Below are 17,449 nucleotides of genomic sequence, written 5' to 3'. Positions count from 1 at the left end.
AGCTAGGCAGAATCATGGCTGGCTTCGTCTGGCACACTGTCGAGCATCAACCCGCCGGTGTCCGAGCCGCCCAGTACCACATAGGCACTGCTACAGAACAAAGAGTTCAAACGCTTCATGTCGGCGATCAGCTCCAAGTGTAGCGAACTGGTCTCGAGGCTTTGCATGACTTTGCGCTGCAGGCGGCTGACGTGGGCGTGGGCCAGGCGCCGCTCCTGGGCCCGGAACCGGCGTTTTTCGCGCAGTAGCAAGCGGGCGCTTTCCGGGTCGGCGCTGAGGAACACCGACAAGCCCAGGCGCAGGTTGGCCAGCAATTGTTCCTGCAGGCCGGTCAGCTCTTCCAGGCCGACCTGGGAAAACTCCCGGCGCTGGCTGGTCTTCTGCTGCTGGACCTTGCGCAGCATGCGCTCGATGAGATCGCAGGCCAGCTTGAGGTTGATAGCCACTTCGATGATTTCCGCCCAGCGACGGTTGTCTTGCTCGCTGAGGTCCTCGCGTGTCATCTGCGCCAGGTACAGCTTGATCGCGCTGTACAGGGCGTCGGCATCTTCGCCCAGGGCGCGTACCTGCTGGGGCAGCGCCGTCTGGGTGCCCCGCAGGGCCCCCAGCATGGCTTCGAGCAGGCTGTCGACGATGTCGCCCAGGCGCAGGGTTTCCCGTGCGGCATTGGCCAGGGCCAGGCTGGGGGTCTCCAGTGCGGACGCGTCGAGGTGGCGCGCACGGATCTGGCCGTTGCTGTGTTCCCGCTCGGGCAGCAGCACATTGCACAACCGACCCATGGGGTTGACCGTGGGTAGCATCAGCAAGCAACGGGAGGTGTTGTAGAGCAGGTGGAAGCCGATGACCAGCTCTTGCGGGCTGAAGCTCAGCGAGTCCATCCAGCCTACCAGCGGGTGCAGTACGGGAATGATCAACACCAGGCCGATCAGCTTGTACAGCAGGCTGCCCAAGGCCACCCGGCGGCCGGCGGCGTTCTGCATGCTGGTGCTGATGAACGCCAGCAGGCCACTGCCGATGTTGGCGCCGACTACCAGGCCAATGGCCACCGGCAGGCTAATGACCTCGGCACCGGCCAGGGTCGCCGTGAGCAGAACGGCCGCCAGGCTGGAATAAGAGACCATGGCGAACATCGCCCCGACCAGGGCATCGAGCATGATGTCGCCCGTCAGCGAGGCGAACAGCACCTTCACGCCCTGGGCATGGGTGATGGGCGCGGCGGCCTGTACGATCAGCTCCAGCGCCAGGATGATCAGGCCCAGCCCGATACCCACCCTGCCCAATTGGCCAGCCCGCGTCTGTTTGCGCGAAAGGAAGAAGATGACGCCGAGGAAGATCAACAGCGGCGACAGCCAGGATAGGTCGAACGTGAGTACCCGGGCCATCAGCGCAGTGCCGACATCGGCGCCGAGCATGATTGCCAAGGCGGGGGTCATGGCCATCAGGCCCTGGCCGACGAACGAGGTGACCAGCATGGCCGTGGCGTTGCTGCTTTGCACCATGGCAGTGACCAGAATGCCGGCAATGAATGCCAGCGGGCGCTTGTTCATGTTCTGGCCAATGATGCGCCGCAGATTCGAGCCGAATACCCGAAGGATGCCGGTGCGCACGATATGGGTGCCCCAGACCAGTAGCGTTACGGCCGAGAGCAGGTTGAGCAGGGTCAGCATGGCGAAGGCCCCCTGAAGCACAGGCCCATGGGGCCAAGGGAAGAAACGTGAGCGTTCGAATAGGTTTTCATTGCTCACTCAAAGCTTTAGCTGTTTTGCGCAGTGCTTGCCAGCTTCGCACGGTAGTCATCAATTTGAAACATACCGTGAATGAATCATTGCCGGTCTTGCCGGCGCCACGTAGCAGCCATTCAAAAATGAAAAAGGGGCCCCGAAGGGCCCCCGCTGTCCTGTACGTTCCGCTCTTACTGACCCGGAATGTCCTTGCGCAGTTTCACTGGGTCATGCTCTTTGCCGTCCTTGCGGGCCAGGGCAGTGCGCATGCGAATGTTGATGGCCTCTACCGCCAGCGAGAAGGCCATGGCGAAGTAGACGTAGCCTTTGGGCACGTGCACGTCGAACGCTTCGGCGATCAGTACGGTACCGACCACGATCAGGAACGACAGTGCGAGCATCTTCAGCGATGGGTGCTTGTCGATGAAGTTGCTGATGGCGCCGGCGCACAGCATCATCACCAGTACGGCCACGACGATGGCAGCGATCATCACTGGCACGTGGGACACCATGCCTACTGCGGTGATCACCGAGTCCAGCGAGAACACGATGTCGATGATGGCAATCTGAATGATGGTGTAGAAGAACTTGCCACCTGCGCCTTTGGGCGCTTCATCGTTTTCGTCCTCACCTTCCAGGCCGTGGTAGATCTCTTGGGAGCTTTTCCACAGCAGGAACAGGCCGCCGAAGAACAGGATCAGGTCACGCCCGGAGATGCCCTGGCCGAGCACCACGAACAGGTCGGCGGTAAGGCGCATGACCCAGGTGATCGACAACAGCAGCATGATGCGGGTGACCATGGCCAGGGCCAGGCCGAAGATCCGGGTGCGCGGCTGCATGTGCTTGGGCATGCGGCTGACCAGGATCGAGATCATGATGATGTTGTCGATCCCGAGGACGATCTCAAGCGCGGTGAGGGTAAAAAAGGCAACCCAGATTTCCGGGCTGGTCAGCCATTCCATGTTGTTTCCTTCGAGCGGTAAAGGCGACGCGCCCTGCAGGGCGCGTCGCGGTGGGGTAATACGCGTTTATTAAAGACTACTGAACAGCGGGAAAATGCCCATCAGCAGCGCGGCGAACATTATGCACAGGCACACCAGCACTGCCCACTTGAGCGTGAAGCGCTGGTGATCGCCAAACTCGATACCGGCCAGGGCTACCAGCAGGTAGGTCGAGGGCACCAGTGGGCTGAGCAGATGTACCGGCTGGCCGACGATCGATGCGCGGGCCATTTCAACCGGGCTGATGCCGTAGTGGCTGGCGGCCTCGGCCAACACTGGCAAAACCCCGTAGTAGAACGCGTCGTTGGACATGAAGAAGGTGAACGGCATGCTCACGATTGCGGTGATCACTGCCATGTAGGGGCCCATCGCTTCAGGGATGACTGCCAGCAGGCTCTTGGACATGGCATCGACCATGCCGGTGCCCGACAGAATGCCCGTGAAGATGCCCGCGGCGAAGATCAACCCAGTGACTGCCAGCACGCTGCCGGCATGGGCGGCGATGCGGTCTTTCTGCTGTTGCAGGCAGGGGTAGTTGACGATCATGGCAATGCTGAAGGCGATCATGAACAGCACCGGCAGCGGCAGGATACCGGCGATCAGCGCGACCATCAGGGCGGCAGTCAGCGCGCCATTGAAGTACAGCAGCTTGGGGCGGCGGGCCTCAGGGAATTGCGAAACGGTGATATCGCTATGGTCGGTGTCATCGGTTGGCAGGTGCAGTTCACCCAGGCGGGCACGCTCACGCTTGCCGTACAGGTAGGCAATGGCCAGGATGGCCAGTACGCCGAACAACATGGCCGGGATCATCGGCACGAAAATGTCCGACGGGTCCACGTGCAGGGCGCTGGCGGCACGTGCGGTCGGGCCGCCCCAAGGGGTCATGTTCATCACGCCGCCGGCCAGAATGGTCAGGCCGGCCATGATTCGCGGGCTCATCCCCAGGCGGCTGTACATCGGCAGCATGGCGGCGCAGCAAATCATGTAAGTGGTGGCGCCATCACCGTCGAGCGAAACCACCAGGGCCAGTACGGCGGTACCCACCGAGACTTTCAGCGGGTCGCCCTTGACCAGCTTGAGGATCTTGCGCACGGCCGGGTCGAACAGGCCGGAGTCGATCATCAGGGCGAAATACAGGATTGCGAACATCAGCATCACGCCGGTAGGCGCGAGCTTGCTGATGCCCTCGAGCATCATCGGGCCGATCTTGGCGGAAAAACCGCCGAACACGGCGAACAGGATCGGTACCAGGATCAGCGCGATCAAGGCCGACAGGCGCTTGGTCATGATCAGGTACATGAAGGTGATGACCATGGCGAAGCCGAGGAAGGTCAGCATGGCAATACTCCAGGCGTGGCGCTACGAAAGGAACGTCGATTCGGGCGGGTCAGCGCGTTTGGCGCTGCACGGGGAGCATGCGGAGGGGGATTGCGCGAAGGCGGGCACAGGAATACATCAGGATCACCATTGTTGTTGTTGATTGGGCCGGGCGCGGTTGTTACCGGGTGCCCTGGCTGACCGGTCTTGTGCCGGTGGTGGCGCTATCCTATGAGCACAAGCTTTCAGCCAGCTTTCGCTGAAGCAAAGGCGACGAGAGGTAGATGATGCAGCATGTGACCGAGGGTGGCTGCCATTGCGGCGCGTTGCGGTATCGGCTGGCGGGTGACCTGACGGACATCGCCCACTGCCACTGCACGATCTGTCGGCGGGTAAGTGGTGGGCTGGTCGTGACCTGGCTCACCCTACCCCGCTCGGATTTCCATTGGTTAACGGGTAAGCCGAACTGCTACGTGGCCCCGCCCAGTTGCAGCCGTTACTTTTGTGGGAGGTGTGGGGCCCATGTGGCGCTGGTGACCACGCACAGTCCCGAGACCATCGATGTGACCGTGGCCACCCTCGACCACCCGGAGGGCGTGCGCGCCAACCGCCATATCTGGGTAGGCAGCCGGTTGCCTTGGCTGCACCTTGATGAGGATTTGCCGGGGGAGCACGGGGAACGCCTTTAAGATGCTGTGCTCGTGCTGCGGGTCCTGCCGCTGGCAAGCCAACTCCACTAGGTGGAAGCCGGCTCGCCGCGGATAGGCGCCATTACAACTGCAGGCCACCTGCAGCCTTGTGCAGTGCCCGCAAATGCTCGCCTATCTGCTTCACATTGGCCTCTACCGCAGAAATTTCCCTGGCCCGCGAAGGGTCCAGCAGCGCCCTCACCTCCTTGTCCAGGTTGGTACTCAGGCGCAGCAACCGGGCCTGCCGTTCCTTGCTCTCCCGTTCCAGGCGTTCGCGTTCTTCGGGCTGCGGCAGTCCATAGCCTTTGCTGTCGAGCAATTCTGCCGGGCGGCTGAGGAAGCCGCTGTTGGCAAGCATTTGCTTGAGGGTGGCATCGGCCTTGTTGACGCTGCCATCTTTCAACGCTGCGGCATTCAGGTAGCGCTGCTTGACCTCGTCCTGGGCCAGCAACAGTTGCCGGCGCAGGCTGGCCTGCTCCAGCAGCAGCAGCGCAGCGCTGGTGCGCAGGTCGGCCTGGGCGAACCAGGGGCGACGTTGCTCGGCGCTCAAGGCCAGCCAGTCTTCTACCAGTTGCTGCTGGATCGGCAATTGCTTGCGCAGCACCTCGAACATCGCCTGGTACCGCTCGCGGTAGGAGTCGAAGCGGTAGCCCAGGCGCAGCGCCTCGCGGGGGTTGTCGAGCACGCTCGTGTCGGCCAGCCCCCTACCCTTGAGCACGGCCAGCAAACCGTTGGGCATGATACTGTCCAGGTCATTCAATTGCGGGTTGGCGGTGCCGCTGCGCAGCAACTTCAATGACTCTACGGCACAGTTGTTGGACAGGAACCAGTAGTTGCCGTCGTAGCTCCAGTGCATTTCGGCAGCCTGGCGCACCAGGTTTTCAACCTCTTCGCGGTTCAGCTTCAAGGGCACCGAGGCCAGGCTGCGCAGCTCTGTCTTGGTGTATTCGTCGATGACCTGGCCCAGCGGCAGCACGAACAGGCGCGATGGATAGACGCCGACCAGGCCGTCCCAGCTCGATAGCTGCACATCGTTGACGAACGCGCGGTATGACAGCACCAGGCTCTGGTCCAGGTCGAGGCGGCAGTCTGGCCCGCGGGGGCGGCCGGGTTTGCAGATGACCAGGCGCAGCATGCTGTGGCCCCAGCGGCTGACCAGGTTCTGGTTGGCTTCGGCCAGCAGGTAGTCCACTTCATAAACCCGTTCGGGGTCGATTTCGCCCAGTGGCTGGCGGGCGAAGTCGCTACCGGCATTGATGAATGGCAAGCCCTTGGCGCAAGTGTTCTGTGGCGGCGCCCAGCCGAAATGCTCATGCAGGTACTGGTTGAGCGCCGGGCGGCGGCAACCGTAGCTCGGGTCCAGGAGGAAGTACTCCATGTTCACCGCGAGGTATTCCTTGGGGCTGCTGAGTTCATAGCTGTCGGGGCTGCGCACGAACTGGCCGTTGTGCTGCTCACGCTCACCCCGGCGGCCCACGTATTGCGGCCAGCCGGCCAGGTCAAGCAGGCGTGGGTCATCGCTCAGGGTGAAGCGGCGCTCAGCCTGGCCGCGGCATTCCTCAGGCAGGCCGATTTTGCCCACGGTGCCCTGTTGGCGTTTACAGCGGGCAATCAGCGATCTTTCACGGCTGGGCCATAGGCGCGCACGGTCGTAGATATGGCTGAGCTCGTGCAGGACAGTGGCCAGTAGCTCTTGTCGCACGGTGCCATGAGGGCGGTTGGTGCGCTCAATGGCGGCACTGCCATCGGTGAGCCCGGGCAGCAGGCGACGGTTGAGCTGAAGCGTGGACACCAGCGTGGCCTGCCCATAGGCGTCGGCTGGCATGTTGTCGCTCCAGCTGACCTGCACGCGGCGGTCGAGTTGCTGCTTGAAGCGCGGGGGCAGCTTGGCCATGGCCTCGTCAAGCAGGGCCTGGCTGGCTTGGGTCTGCTGTGGGTCGAGGCCGGACGACTGCAGCTCGAGCTGCAGGCCGGCCAGGGCGGGCGTGCCGAGCAGCGTCAGGGCGCAGCCGAGCAGCCAGGCACGCACGGGCTTCACAGTGCGAGGATGGCTTCGGCCAATACCTGGTCGCTGGCGCCGCGTGCTTCCGGAACACGCTCGCGCAGGGTGGTGAGGGCAGCTTCGAGCTGCGCGCCACGGATGTCCCCGTTGCTGGCCACGAAGCTGGCTGCGTCGTCGTGGGCTTCGCGTACCACTTTCGAGTCGCGGATCGAAGTGGTGGTGTCCGAGGTGAAGTCGATCGAGCGGCCAAAGGCACGCACGATGATGTTGCTGGTGGCCACCAGGGTCTGTGCCTGGGCCAGGTCAGCCAGCAGCAGCATGCCGAGGGTAGCGGCAATCAGCGGTTTACGCATGGAGCATCTCCGAAAAATTACAGGGAGTCAGATGTAGTCATTGGACGAGAATTGCTTGCGCCAGTTCCAGATCGCCAACGCCCTGCCGTGCGCAATTATGGCGTAATGATTCCAGGGCAACTTCCAGCCGAGCACCGCGGATCTGGCCATGGGTGGCGACGAATACCGCGGCATCGTCACGGGCCTCACGCACCAATTTGCGATCAAAGGGTGCAGTGGTGACCTGGCTGGTGGCGTAGGCCGAGATCACCAGGCCTTGGGTAGTGGTGTCCATGGCATGGGCGCTGGCCATGCCGGCAAGGGAAAACAGCAGCGGCAACAGATAACGCATGGGCTCTACGACAACTGGAAGTAAGGGTGGCGAGGGCTGGCCTGGCGGTACGGGGGCACCCGGCACAGCCTGGGCGCTTGCCGGCGCTTAGATTGCCAGAATGGCCTGGGCCAGTTCGGCGTCGCTGGCCTGCAGGCTTGGCATTTGTGCGCGGATGTGCCGGAACGCGCTTTCCAGCTTGGCACCGCGGATATCGCCTTGGCTGCCTACGAAGCTGGCAGCGTCGTCACGGGCGGCCTGGACGATTTTATCGTCACGGAACGACGAAGAAACATCCGAGGTGGCGTCGGTGGACGCAGCTACTGCCCCTACTACAGCGTCAGTGGTGACGACGAAACTGGTGGCGTTTGCGGTGCCAGCCAGGCTCAGCATAAGAGCGGCGCCAATCAGATATTTACGGGACATTTCGTGCACTCCTGAACTCGGGTCGGGTGGTTCTGCTTATCGGACGCTCGCATTGCTGGTCGCGGTACTTATGACAGTGGTTTCTACCAGACTGCCAAGCCAAGCGTATCACGCGCGGGTGTTTCCAGATGTTAACGAAGAACGGGCCGTGAACTGTATCGGTTTGGATTTGTACTACACAAACTGTACCTTTTCAGCGCTTGGCGCTGACCTCTGCATGCCACAAACAAAAAACCCGTCGCAGTTGCCTGCAACGGGTTTCAGGAATTCGCGGTGCCGGCCGAAGCCGGCAAGCCGGTGCTTAGCGCCAGAAAGGCTTGCTCAGCTCTTCGTAACGCTGCGACTCGCTGATGCCAGCGTCGGCCAGCAGGCGAGCGTCCAGGCGAGCCAGTTGACGGCGGCTTGCCATGCGGCGCTGCCACAGCAGCAGAGTGGACAGTACGCGCAGCGGCAGCGATGCGTTGGATTGCTGGGCGTTGCTTTCAAAAACCAGACCGGAACTGAGGGTACGTTCCATGATGCTTCATCCTTCCGCTTATGGCGGGATTAGGTAGTGATTTAACTGATGCCAATGATCCTCCTCTCTTGTCCAGAACAGTAGATACAGTTCATGCGAAAGACGATGGCTCAGTTAACTGTGTAACCCTACTGTTGCACTCGAAACAGGCGAAACTGTACTGGTCTGCATCTTTATGGTGCATTTTTGGTATGTGGCGATGTTCCGCAGGCTTGAAAGAAGCCTAGGACAGGTACAGTAGTACAGTTCTGGATATTCTTGTGTCTGGACGTGAAACGCGAATGGGCTGGAACAGCAGAAGCGGGGCTGCTGTTCCAGGCCGCCGCTGGATCAGCTCGCTTGCATGCGGCCGGTTTCTTCCAGGTTCTCGTGCCAGCTCAGCGCTTCGCGCAGGATATGTGGCGTATGGCCGCCACGTTGGCAAGCGCGCTCGAAGTAATCGTTCAGTGCCGCGCGGTAGTCTGGGTGCACACAGTTGTCGATGATCACGCGTGCCCGCTCGCGCGGGGCCAGGCCACGCAGGTCGGCCAAACCTTGTTCGGTGACCAGGATGTCCACGTCGTGTTCGGTATGGTCCACATGGCTGACCATTGGCACCACACTGGAAATTGCACCGCCTTTGGCAATCGACTTGGTAACGAATACAGCAAGGTGGGCGTTACGGGCGAAGTCACCCGAGCCACCGATCCCGTTCATCATCCTGGTGCCACACACGTGGGTGGAATTGACGTTGCCGTAGATGTCGAACTCCAGCGCGGTATTGATACCGATGATGCCCAAGCGCCGCACGACCTCCGGATGGTTGGAGATTTCCTGCGGGCGCAGTACGAGCTTGTCCTTGTAGCGTTCGAGGTTACCGAATACATCGGCATTGCGGCGGGTCGACAGGGTGATGGAGCTGCCTGATGCAAAGCGCAGCTTGCCGGCGTCGATCAGGTCGAAGGTCGAGTCCTGCAGCACTTCGGAGTACATGGTCAGGTCTTCGAAGGGCGACTCGATCAAGCCGCACATCACGGCGTTGGCAATGCTACCGATGCCGGCCTGCAGTGGGCCGAGCTTGTTGGTCATGCGGCCAGCTTCCACTTCCTTCTTCAGGAAGTTGATCAGGTGGTTGGCGATACCCTGGGTTTCGTCATCTGGCGGCAACACGGTAGATGGCGAGTCCGGTTGGTCGCTGATGACGATACCCACGATCTTCGCCGGGTCGATCGGGATGGCGGTGCTGCCGATACGATCGTCGACCTTGACCAGCGGAATGGGCGTGCGGGTCGGGCGATAGGTGGGGATATAGATGTCGTGCAAACCTTCGAGGTTGGTGTTGTGCGAGAGGTTGATCTCGACAATCACCTGCTTGGCGAAGATGGCGAAACTGGCCGAGTTACCCACCGATGTAGTAGGTACGATGTGGCCCTGCTCAGTGATGGCCACGGCTTCGATGACCGCGATGTCCGGCAGCTTCAATTGCTGGTTGCGCAGTTGTTCGACGGTTTCCGACAGATGCTGGTCGATGAACATCACCTTGCCGTCGTTGATGGCCTTGCGCAGGGTGCTGTCTACCTGGAAAGGCATGCGGCGGGCCAATACACCGGCCTCGGTCAGTTGCTTGTCCAGGTCGTTGCCCAGGCTGGCGCCGGTCATCAGGCTGATCTTCAGTGGCGACTGTTTGGCACGTTCGGCCAGTGCATGCGGGACGGCCTTGGCCTCACCGGCGCGGGTAAAGCCGCTCATGCCGACAGTCATGCCGTCCTCGATCAGACCAGCGGCATCAGCCGCACTCATTACCTTGCTGTGCAGAGAGGACAAGCGGATACGGTCACGGTACATGGATTGTTATCTCGGGCTGCTGAAACTACTGCAGCGCAGTCTAGAGATTTCGCCCATTGCCGTCCCACGACCATGGTCGTATGAGAAGCCTCTCGGTAGAGCCGTTGATCCGGATCAATAAAAAGAAAGCCCCGGTAGATGCTTACCGGGGCTTCCTTTATATCGGCGGGTTTGCTGCGGCGCTTTATTCCACAGCCTTGACCATGTCTTCGATGACCTTCTTGGCGTCACCGAATACCATCATGGTTTTGTCCAGGTAGAACAGTTCGTTATCCAGGCCGGCGTAGCCACTGGCCATCGAGCGCTTGTTGACGATGATGGTCTTGGCCTTGAACGCTTCGAGAATCGGCATGCCGGCAATGGGCGACTTGGGATCGTTTTTTGCCGCCGGGTTGACCACGTCGTTGGCGCCCAGCACCAGTACCACGTCGGCCTGGCCAAACTCGGCGTTGATGTCTTCCATCTCGAAGACCTGGTCGTAAGGGACTTCGGCTTCGGCCAGCAGCACGTTCATATGCCCAGGCATACGCCCCGCAACCGGGTGAATCGCGTACTTCACGGTCACACCGTTGTGGGTCAGCTTTTCGGTCAGTTCCTTGAGTGCATGCTGGGCACGGGCCACCGCCAGGCCATAGCCCGGAACGATGATCACGCTGTCGGCGTTGCTCAACAGGAAGGTGGCATCGTCAGCCGAGCCGGACTTGACCGGGCGCTGCTCTTGCGAGCCTTGCGCCGCCCCCGCGTCGGTATCGCCACCAAAGCCGCCGAGGATGACGTTGAAGAACGAACGGTTCATCGCCTTGCACATGATGTACGACAGGATGGCGCCAGAAGAGCCCACCAACGAGCCCGCGATGATCAGCATCGAGTTGTTCAGCGAGAAGCCGATACCCGCAGCTGCCCAACCCGAGTAGCTGTTGAGCATTGAAACAACCACCGGCATGTCGGCGCCGCCAATCGGAATGATGATCAGCACACCCATGACAAAGGCCAAGGCCAGCATCAGGGTGAAGGCACTGTAATGGCCGGTGAACGTGAACAGCAGGCCCAAGGCGATGGTGGTCAGGCCCAGGATCAGATTGAGCTTGTGCTGACCGGCGAACTGTACGGGTGCGCCCTGGAAGAGGCGGAATTTGTATTTGCCCGACAGCTTGCCGAAAGCGATCACCGAGCCAGAGAAGGTAATGGCACCAATGGCTGCGCCGAGGAACAGTTCCAGGCGGTTACCGGTAGGGATCGGGTCGCTGATGGCTGCAACGATGCCCATCGACTGCGGTTCGAGCACTGCGGCGATGGCGATGAACACCGCAGCCAGGCCGATCATGCTGTGCATGAAGGCGACCAACTCGGGCATCTTGGTCATCTCGACCCGCTTGGCCATGATCGAACCGGCGGTACCACCCACCAGCAGGCCGACCAGTACGTAACCGATGCCGGTCGTAGCCCCACCGTTGCCGATGGAGAGCGCCGCGAGCTTGTAGATGAGGCCAACCGTAGTGAGGATGGCGATGCCCATGCCGATCATGCCGAACAGGTTGCCGCGCCGCGAGGTGGTCGGGTGCGACAGGCCCTTGAGCGCCTGGATGAAGCACACCGAGGCGACGAGGTAGAGGAGCGTTACCAGATTCATGCTCATGCTTACTTCTGCGCCTCGTTCTTGGTTTTCTTCTTGAACATTTCCAGCATGCGGCGGGTGACCAGGAAGCCACCGAACACATTGACTGCGGCCAGGGCCACCGCCAGGGTGCCCATCAGTTTGCCGGCAGGGGTCACGGTCAGGGCGGCGGCCAGCATGGCACCGACGATGACGATCGCCGAGATGGCATTGGTGACCGCCATGAGTGGGGTGTGCAGCGCCGGGGTGACGTTCCACACCACGTGGTAGCCCACATAAATGGCCAGCACGAAGATGATCAGGTTGTAGATGCCGTGGGAAATCAGCATGTCTTCCATTGTCGTGCTCCTTAGCCGTTCTTGCGGACGACCTGGCCATCGCGGCACATCAGGCAGGCCGCGACGATGTCGTCTTCGAGGTTGATGGTCAGTGCGCCGTCCTTGTCGAACAGCAGCTTCATGAAGTCCAGCAGGTTGCGCGCATACAGCGCCGAGGCATCGGCGCCGACCTGGGCCGGCAGGTTGGTAGGGCCGACGATGGTCACGCCATGTGCCTGAACGACCTGGTCCGCCATGGTCAGCGGGCAGTTGCCGCCTTGGGCCGCGGCCAGGTCGATGACGACCGAGCCAGGCTTCATCTGGGCCACTGTTTCGGCACTGAGCAGGGTTGGCGCCTTGCGGCCAGGGATCAATGCGGTGGTGATGACGATATCCGCCTGCTTGGCGCGCTCGTGCACGGCCTGGGCCTGGCGTTGCATCCAACTGGCTGGCATCGGCCGGGCATAGCCGCCGACGCCTTCGGCGCACGCCCGTTCTTCGTCGGTCTCGTAGGGGACGTCGATGAACTTGGCGCCCAGCGACTCGATCTGCTCCTTCACCGCCGGGCGTACGTCGGACGCCTCGATCACTGCCCCCAGGCGCTTGGCTGTGGCGATGGCCTGCAGGCCGGCAACGCCCGCACCCAGGATCAGTACCCGGGCGGCTTTGACCGTACCGGCGGCGGTCATCAGCATGGGCATGAAGCGTGGGTAGTGATGGGCAGCCAGCAGCACGGCCTTGTAACCGGCAATGTTCGCCTGTGACGACAGCACGTCCAGGCTCTGCGCCCTTGACGTGCGGGGCGCGGCCTCCAGCGCGAAGGCGGTGATCCCGCGTTCGGCCATCTTGCCGATCAGTTCGCTGTTGAAGGGGTTGAGCATACCTACCAGCAGGCTGCCGCTGTTGATCAGGGCCAGTTCCTGGTCGTTGGGCGCGACCACCTTCAGGACCAGTTGGGCGCCGTATGCATCGGCTGCGGTCCCCAGGGAAGCACCCACGGCCTCATAGGCACTGTCCGGAATGGCGGCGTTGAGCCCTGCCCCCCGTTGAACGGTGACCTGATGGCCCTGGCCAATCAGTTTCTTGATGGTTTCGGGGGTCGCAGCGACCCTTGTCTCACCGGTCTGCGTCTCGAGAGGAACACCAATGTGCACGACTATTTCTCCTGCGGTGACCTTTGTTTTTGTCAAAGCCAGCGCACTGCGAATGGTGTGCTGGGTGGCTATGGAGCGCCATCCCGCCGGATCCTGGGCGGGCGAAGCATTTTGCAGACGAACCCATAGGGCTTCAACCGGTTCTGGAGCGAAACGAAGTCAAAACTACAAGTCACCCTGTGACCGCATGTCGCACGCATAAGGTCGCAGCCCATCAACTACGGGCTATTTCCAGATTAGGAGAAAAAAACAAAAAAATTTTGGCCAGCTCGCTGATGGCTTGTTCGATGTCGCAAAATAACCCGCAAAGCCCCGTAGTCAGGACGATTAGCGGGTATTTTTGTGCGTATGTAACAGTTTACGAATATGCGACAAATACATATATCTGTAGGTGTTAAAAATAATTGACTACGGGGTCAGGTTGTCCCGTTCCTGGGCATATGCCTGCGCTTGGCTCACCAGCCAGTCACGGAATGCGCGCAGAGATGCGGACTCCACCTTGCGTTCTGGAATCATCAGATAGTAGGCCTTGTCGCTAGTCAGGACGTGTCTGTTAGCGACTACCAGCCTACCCTCCTGCAACTCGCGCTGGATCAGAAACGGCGGTATCAGCGCGACGCCCATCTCGTGCATGGCCGCTTGGGCAAGCATCGAAAACAGCTCATAGCGTGGGCCGGTCATGTCACGTTCCACATTCATGGCCACGCTTGCGAACCATTGCCGCCACGCGTACGGCCGCGTGCTCTGCTGCAACAGTGGCAGCTCAGCGATATGCCGTGCTTCGAGCGTGCCTTGCCCGCCAAGCAGTGCCGGGCTGCATACGGGTAACGGGTTTTCCCCCATCAGCCGCTGCGACTGTGTGCCAGACCAGTCGCCATCACCAAAATAGATGGCGGCATCGAATGTTGTGTCCGCGAACAGAAATGGCCGGGTGCGGTTGGTGAGGTTCACGGTGACCTCCGGGTGGCGCTGCTGGAAGTCTTTGAGGCGCGGTAGCAGCCATTGGGTACCGAATGTCGGTACTACTGCCAGTTCGATCACGCTGGCGCCCTGCTGTCGCATCACTGACAAGGTGTCGCGCTCGACTGCGTCCAGTTGCGCGGCAACCTGGCGGCTGTACGACAGGCCCGCCTCGGTCAGCTTCACACCACGGCGCAAGCGGCGGAATAACTCTACGTTAAGGAACGTTTCCAGGCTGGCAATCTGTCTGCAGACGGCGCCCTGGGTCAAGGAAAGCTCCTGGGCGGCCTTGGTGAAGCTCTGGTGACGCGCAGCGGCCTCGAAGCAAACCAATGCAGAGGTGCTGGGGATCTTGCGTCGCATGTACGTCAACCTCACTCGTAAGGCCGAAAATGTGACGGGGTTCTGATTTTCGAAGTGACAAAATATCACTATATGGTGCGCAATCCTCGTTTGTATCAGCGGGCAATCAGTCCTAGGCTCAAAGGCACATAAAAACTCCGCCCCCTTCTCGAGGATTCCGCTCATGGCTGGTAAAGCAAGCTTCAACTGGATCGATCCACTGCTGCTGGATCAGCAGCTCACTGAAGAAGAGCGCATGGTGCGTGACAGCGCTTATCAGTTCGCCCAGGGCAAGCTGGCCCCGCGTGTACTCGAGGCGTTTCGTCATGAGCAGACCGACCCGGCGATTTTTCGCGAAATGGGGGAAGTGGGCCTGCTGGGTGCGACCATCCCCGAGCAATACGGCGGCAGCGGCTTGAACTATGTGTGCTATGGGCTGATTGCTCGCGAAGTGGAGCGTATCGACTCCGGCTATCGTTCGATGATGAGCGTTCAGTCTTCGCTGGTGATGGTGCCGATCAACGAATTCGGTACTGAAGCCCAGAAACAGAAGTACTTGCCCAAGCTGGCGAGTGGGGAATGGATCGGTTGCTTCGGTTTGACCGAGCCTAACCATGGCTCTGACCCGGGCTCGATGATTACCCGGGCCAAGAAGGTCGAGGGCGGTTATCGCCTGAGCGGCAGCAAAATGTGGATCACCAACAGCCCGATCGCTGACGTATTCGTGGTCTGGGCCAAGGATGACGCCGGAGATATCCGTGGCTTCGTCCTGGAAAAGGGCTGGCAGGGCCTGAGTGCGCCTGCAATTCATGGCAAGGTCGGTCTGCGCGCGTCGATTACCGGCGAGATCGTCATGGATAATGTGTTTGTGCCGGAAGAGAACATCTTCCCCGATGTGCGTGGCCTCAAAGGTCCGTTCACTTGCCTGAATTCGGCCCGTTACGGCATTTCCTGGGGGGCGCTGGGTGCTGCAGAGGCCTGCTGGCACACCGCCCGCCAATACACGCTGGACCGTCACCAGTTCGGTCGCCCACTTGCTGCAAACCAGCTGATCCAGAAAAAGCTGGCGGACATGCAGACCGAGATCACGCTGGCGCTGCAAGGCTGCCTGCGTCTTGGGCGCATGAAGGACGAAGGCACCGCGGCGGTGGAAATTACCTCGATCATGAAGCGCAACTCCTGCGGCAAGGCGCTGGATATCGCACGCATGGCGCGCGACATGCTTGGTGGTAACGGGATTTCCGACGAGTTCGGTGTCGCCCGTCATCTGGTCAACCTGGAGGTGGTCAACACCTATGAAGGTACGCACGACGTGCATGCGCTGATCCTGGGCCGCGCGCAAACCGGTATCCAGGCTTTCTATTGATAAGGAGCCAGTCCATGGGCGCGTTATCACATCTGCGGGTGCTGGACCTGTCGCGCGTGTTGGCCGGTCCGTGGTCTGGCCAGATCCTCGCCGACCTGGGGGCTGACGTGATCAAGGTCGAGCGGCCGGGCAGTGGGGACGATACCCGTGCCTGGGGGCCGCCCTTCCTTAAAGGTGCCAATGGCGAGAACACGAGCGAGGCGGCTTATTATCTGTCGGCCAACCGCAATAAGCGGTCGGTGACGATCGATTTCACGCGCCCAGAGGGCCAGCGCCTGGTGCGTGAGCTGGCGGCGAAGTGCGATATCGTCATCGAGAACTTCAAGGTGGGTGGGCTGGCGGCCTATGGGCTGGATTACCAGAGCCTCAAGGCCGACAATCCGCGGCTTATCTATTGCTCCATTACCGGTTTCGGGCAGACCGGGCCTTATGCCCGGCGCGCTGGCTATGACTTCATGATCCAGGGGCTGGGTGGGCTGATGAGCCTGACGGGGCGCCCGGAAGGTGAGGAAGGCGCAGGCCCGGTCAAGGTGGGTGTCGCCCTTACCGACATTCTGACCGGGCTGTACTCAACGGTGGCTATGTTGGCTGCCCTCGCCCACCGTGACCAGACTGGGGTCGGTCAGCACGTCGACATGGCGCTGCTGGATGTGCAGGTGGCTTGCCTGGCGAACCAGGCAATGAACTACCTGACCACGGGCACGGCGCCCCGTCGCCTGGGCAATGCGCACCCCAACATCGTGCCTTATCAGGATTTTCCGACGGCGGATGGCGATTTCATTCTTACCGTGGGCAACGACAGCCAGTTCCGCAAGTTCGCCGAAGTGGCCGGGCAGCCTCAATGGGCGACTGACCCTCGCTTTGCCACCAACAAGCTGCGTGTGGCCAACCGGGCTGAGCTGATTCCATTGATTCGCCAGGCCACCGTGTTCAAGACCACGGCCGAATGGGTGAGCAAGCTGGAGGCAGCGGGTGTGCCGTGTGGGCCAATCAATGATCTTGCCCAGGTGTTCCGCGACCCCCAAGTGCTGGCTCGCGGGCTGGCGGTCAGTATCCCGCATGCGTTGGCAGGCAATGTGCCGCAGGTGGCGAGCCCGATACGTTTGTCGGCGACGCCTGTCGAGTATCGGCTGGCGCCGCCTATGTTGGGTGAGCATACCGAGGTCGTGCTTGAAGAGGTGTTAGGGCTAGGAGCGGAAGAAGTGCGCCAGCTGCGCAGCGTTGGCGTGTTGTAGGGAATGCTGGTCTAGCTATATAGCGGGGAGGCCGCCAGGCCTCCCCGCTTTGCTTTTTAAGCGCCCTGAAAGTTTATTTGAATTAAAGGTTGACGCCCTCTCGAATCCCCTTATAATGCGCCCCACTTCCAGCGACAACGGAACGACAAACTCCTTGAAATTCAATGAGTTAAGCGATTCGGAAGGCGCTGTAGGGGCTACGATCGAATGATCGAATGCGGTTGAGATGATGGTTGACAGCGCTTCTAAACGCTGTATGATTCGCCTCCCGCTACGAGAGATCGCAGCGAGTCAAGTGTT

At 60.9% G+C, this 17,449-nt stretch carries 16 protein-coding genes; 3 read left to right on the top strand and 13 right to left on the bottom strand.

Annotated elements, in window-relative coordinates; all coding sequences use genetic code 11:
• Nucleotides 1-2 precede the first annotated feature (2 nt).
• The 3 genes from EGJ22_RS12270 to EGJ22_RS12260 all read right to left on the bottom strand — a co-directional run bounded on the left by EGJ22_RS12270 (nucleotide 3) and on the right by EGJ22_RS12260 (nucleotide 4,060).
• Nucleotides 3-1,667 carry a Na/Pi cotransporter family protein gene (locus tag EGJ22_RS12270; protein WP_009683566.1) on the bottom strand — a complete coding sequence of 555 codons (1,665 nt, stop codon included), beginning with the start codon at nucleotides 1,665-1,667 and terminating at the stop codon, nucleotides 3-5.
• A 245-nt stretch (nucleotides 1,668-1,912) separates the two neighbouring features.
• Entirely contained in the window at nucleotides 1,913-2,683 is a 771-nt protein-coding gene (locus EGJ22_RS12265; protein ID WP_029885361.1) for a TerC family protein, read from the bottom strand.
• 69 nt (nucleotides 2,684-2,752) lie between these two features.
• Complete coding sequence (locus tag EGJ22_RS12260) at nucleotides 2,753-4,060, bottom strand: CitMHS family transporter (protein ID WP_009683564.1); 1,308 nt, start codon at nucleotides 4,058-4,060, stop codon at nucleotides 2,753-2,755.
• A gap of 266 nt (nucleotides 4,061-4,326) precedes the next feature.
• Here EGJ22_RS12260 and EGJ22_RS12255 point away from each other — a divergent pair, with 266 nt between their 5' ends.
• Nucleotides 4,327-4,728 (top strand): GFA family protein, encoded by a 402-nt coding sequence (locus EGJ22_RS12255; protein ID WP_029885362.1) that lies wholly within the window; start codon nucleotides 4,327-4,329, stop codon nucleotides 4,726-4,728.
• A gap of 82 nt (nucleotides 4,729-4,810) precedes the next feature.
• On the opposite strand, the gene EGJ22_RS12250 is transcribed toward EGJ22_RS12255, so the two are convergent.
• From EGJ22_RS12250 to EGJ22_RS12205, 10 genes are all read right to left on the bottom strand, one after another.
• On the bottom strand, nucleotides 4,811-6,766 hold the full coding sequence (locus EGJ22_RS12250; RefSeq protein ID WP_029885363.1) for a DUF4105 domain-containing protein: 1,956 nt from the start codon (nucleotides 6,764-6,766) through the stop codon (nucleotides 4,811-4,813).
• Nucleotides 6,763-7,083: a DUF2388 domain-containing protein gene (locus EGJ22_RS12245; RefSeq protein WP_009683561.1), complete on the bottom strand. Its 321-nt coding sequence runs from the start codon at nucleotides 7,081-7,083 to the stop codon at nucleotides 6,763-6,765. The genes EGJ22_RS12250 and EGJ22_RS12245 overlap by 4 nt, the downstream gene beginning before the upstream one ends.
• A 37-nt stretch (nucleotides 7,084-7,120) precedes the next feature.
• A complete protein-coding gene (locus EGJ22_RS12240; protein ID WP_029885364.1) occupies nucleotides 7,121-7,414 on the bottom strand; it encodes a DUF2388 domain-containing protein in 294 nt (97 codons plus the stop codon).
• 87 nt (nucleotides 7,415-7,501) lie between these two features.
• Nucleotides 7,502-7,819, bottom strand: coding sequence for a DUF2388 domain-containing protein (locus tag EGJ22_RS12235; protein ID WP_029885365.1), 318 nt, complete (start codon nucleotides 7,817-7,819; stop codon nucleotides 7,502-7,504).
• 301 nt (nucleotides 7,820-8,120) lie between these two features.
• Complete coding sequence (locus EGJ22_RS12230) at nucleotides 8,121-8,336, bottom strand: DUF1127 domain-containing protein (protein ID WP_029885366.1); 216 nt, start codon at nucleotides 8,334-8,336, stop codon at nucleotides 8,121-8,123.
• Nucleotides 8,337-8,666: 330 nt separating this feature from the next.
• A complete protein-coding gene (locus EGJ22_RS12225; protein WP_029885367.1) occupies nucleotides 8,667-10,160 on the bottom strand; it encodes an acetyl-CoA hydrolase/transferase family protein in 1,494 nt (497 codons plus the stop codon).
• A gap of 184 nt (nucleotides 10,161-10,344) precedes the next feature.
• A complete protein-coding gene (locus tag EGJ22_RS12220; protein ID WP_009683557.1) occupies nucleotides 10,345-11,796 on the bottom strand; it encodes an NAD(P)(+) transhydrogenase (Re/Si-specific) subunit beta in 1,452 nt (483 codons plus the stop codon).
• Between the two features lie 2 nt (nucleotides 11,797-11,798).
• The gene (locus EGJ22_RS12215; RefSeq protein ID WP_003256966.1) at nucleotides 11,799-12,113 is read right to left on the bottom strand and encodes an NAD(P) transhydrogenase subunit alpha; all 315 of its coding nucleotides are present in this window, start codon (nucleotides 12,111-12,113) and stop codon (nucleotides 11,799-11,801) included.
• An 11-nt stretch (nucleotides 12,114-12,124) separates the two neighbouring features.
• Complete coding sequence (locus EGJ22_RS12210) at nucleotides 12,125-13,246, bottom strand: Re/Si-specific NAD(P)(+) transhydrogenase subunit alpha (RefSeq protein WP_029885368.1); 1,122 nt, start codon at nucleotides 13,244-13,246, stop codon at nucleotides 12,125-12,127.
• Nucleotides 13,247-13,654: 408 nt separating this feature from the next.
• Nucleotides 13,655-14,569, bottom strand: a complete 915-nt coding sequence (locus EGJ22_RS12205) for a LysR family transcriptional regulator (protein ID WP_029885369.1) — start codon at nucleotides 14,567-14,569, stop codon at nucleotides 13,655-13,657.
• Nucleotides 14,570-14,732: 163 nt separating this feature from the next.
• Here EGJ22_RS12205 and EGJ22_RS12200 point away from each other — a divergent pair, with 163 nt between their 5' ends.
• A complete protein-coding gene (locus EGJ22_RS12200; RefSeq protein WP_029885370.1) occupies nucleotides 14,733-15,914 on the top strand; it encodes an acyl-CoA dehydrogenase in 1,182 nt (393 codons plus the stop codon).
• Between the two features lie 14 nt (nucleotides 15,915-15,928).
• The gene (locus EGJ22_RS12195; protein WP_029885371.1) at nucleotides 15,929-17,149 is read left to right on the top strand and encodes a CaiB/BaiF CoA-transferase family protein; all 1,221 of its coding nucleotides are present in this window, start codon (nucleotides 15,929-15,931) and stop codon (nucleotides 17,147-17,149) included.
• The last annotated feature ends 300 nt before the right edge of the window (nucleotides 17,150-17,449 follow it).

This window comes from Pseudomonas sp. p99-361, assembly GCF_003935475.1.
Lineage (GTDB): Bacteria > Pseudomonadota > Gammaproteobacteria > Pseudomonadales > Pseudomonadaceae > Aquipseudomonas > Aquipseudomonas juntendi.
The sequence above is the reverse complement of the archived record's forward strand: the minus strand, read 5'-3'. Positions and strand labels throughout refer to the sequence as shown.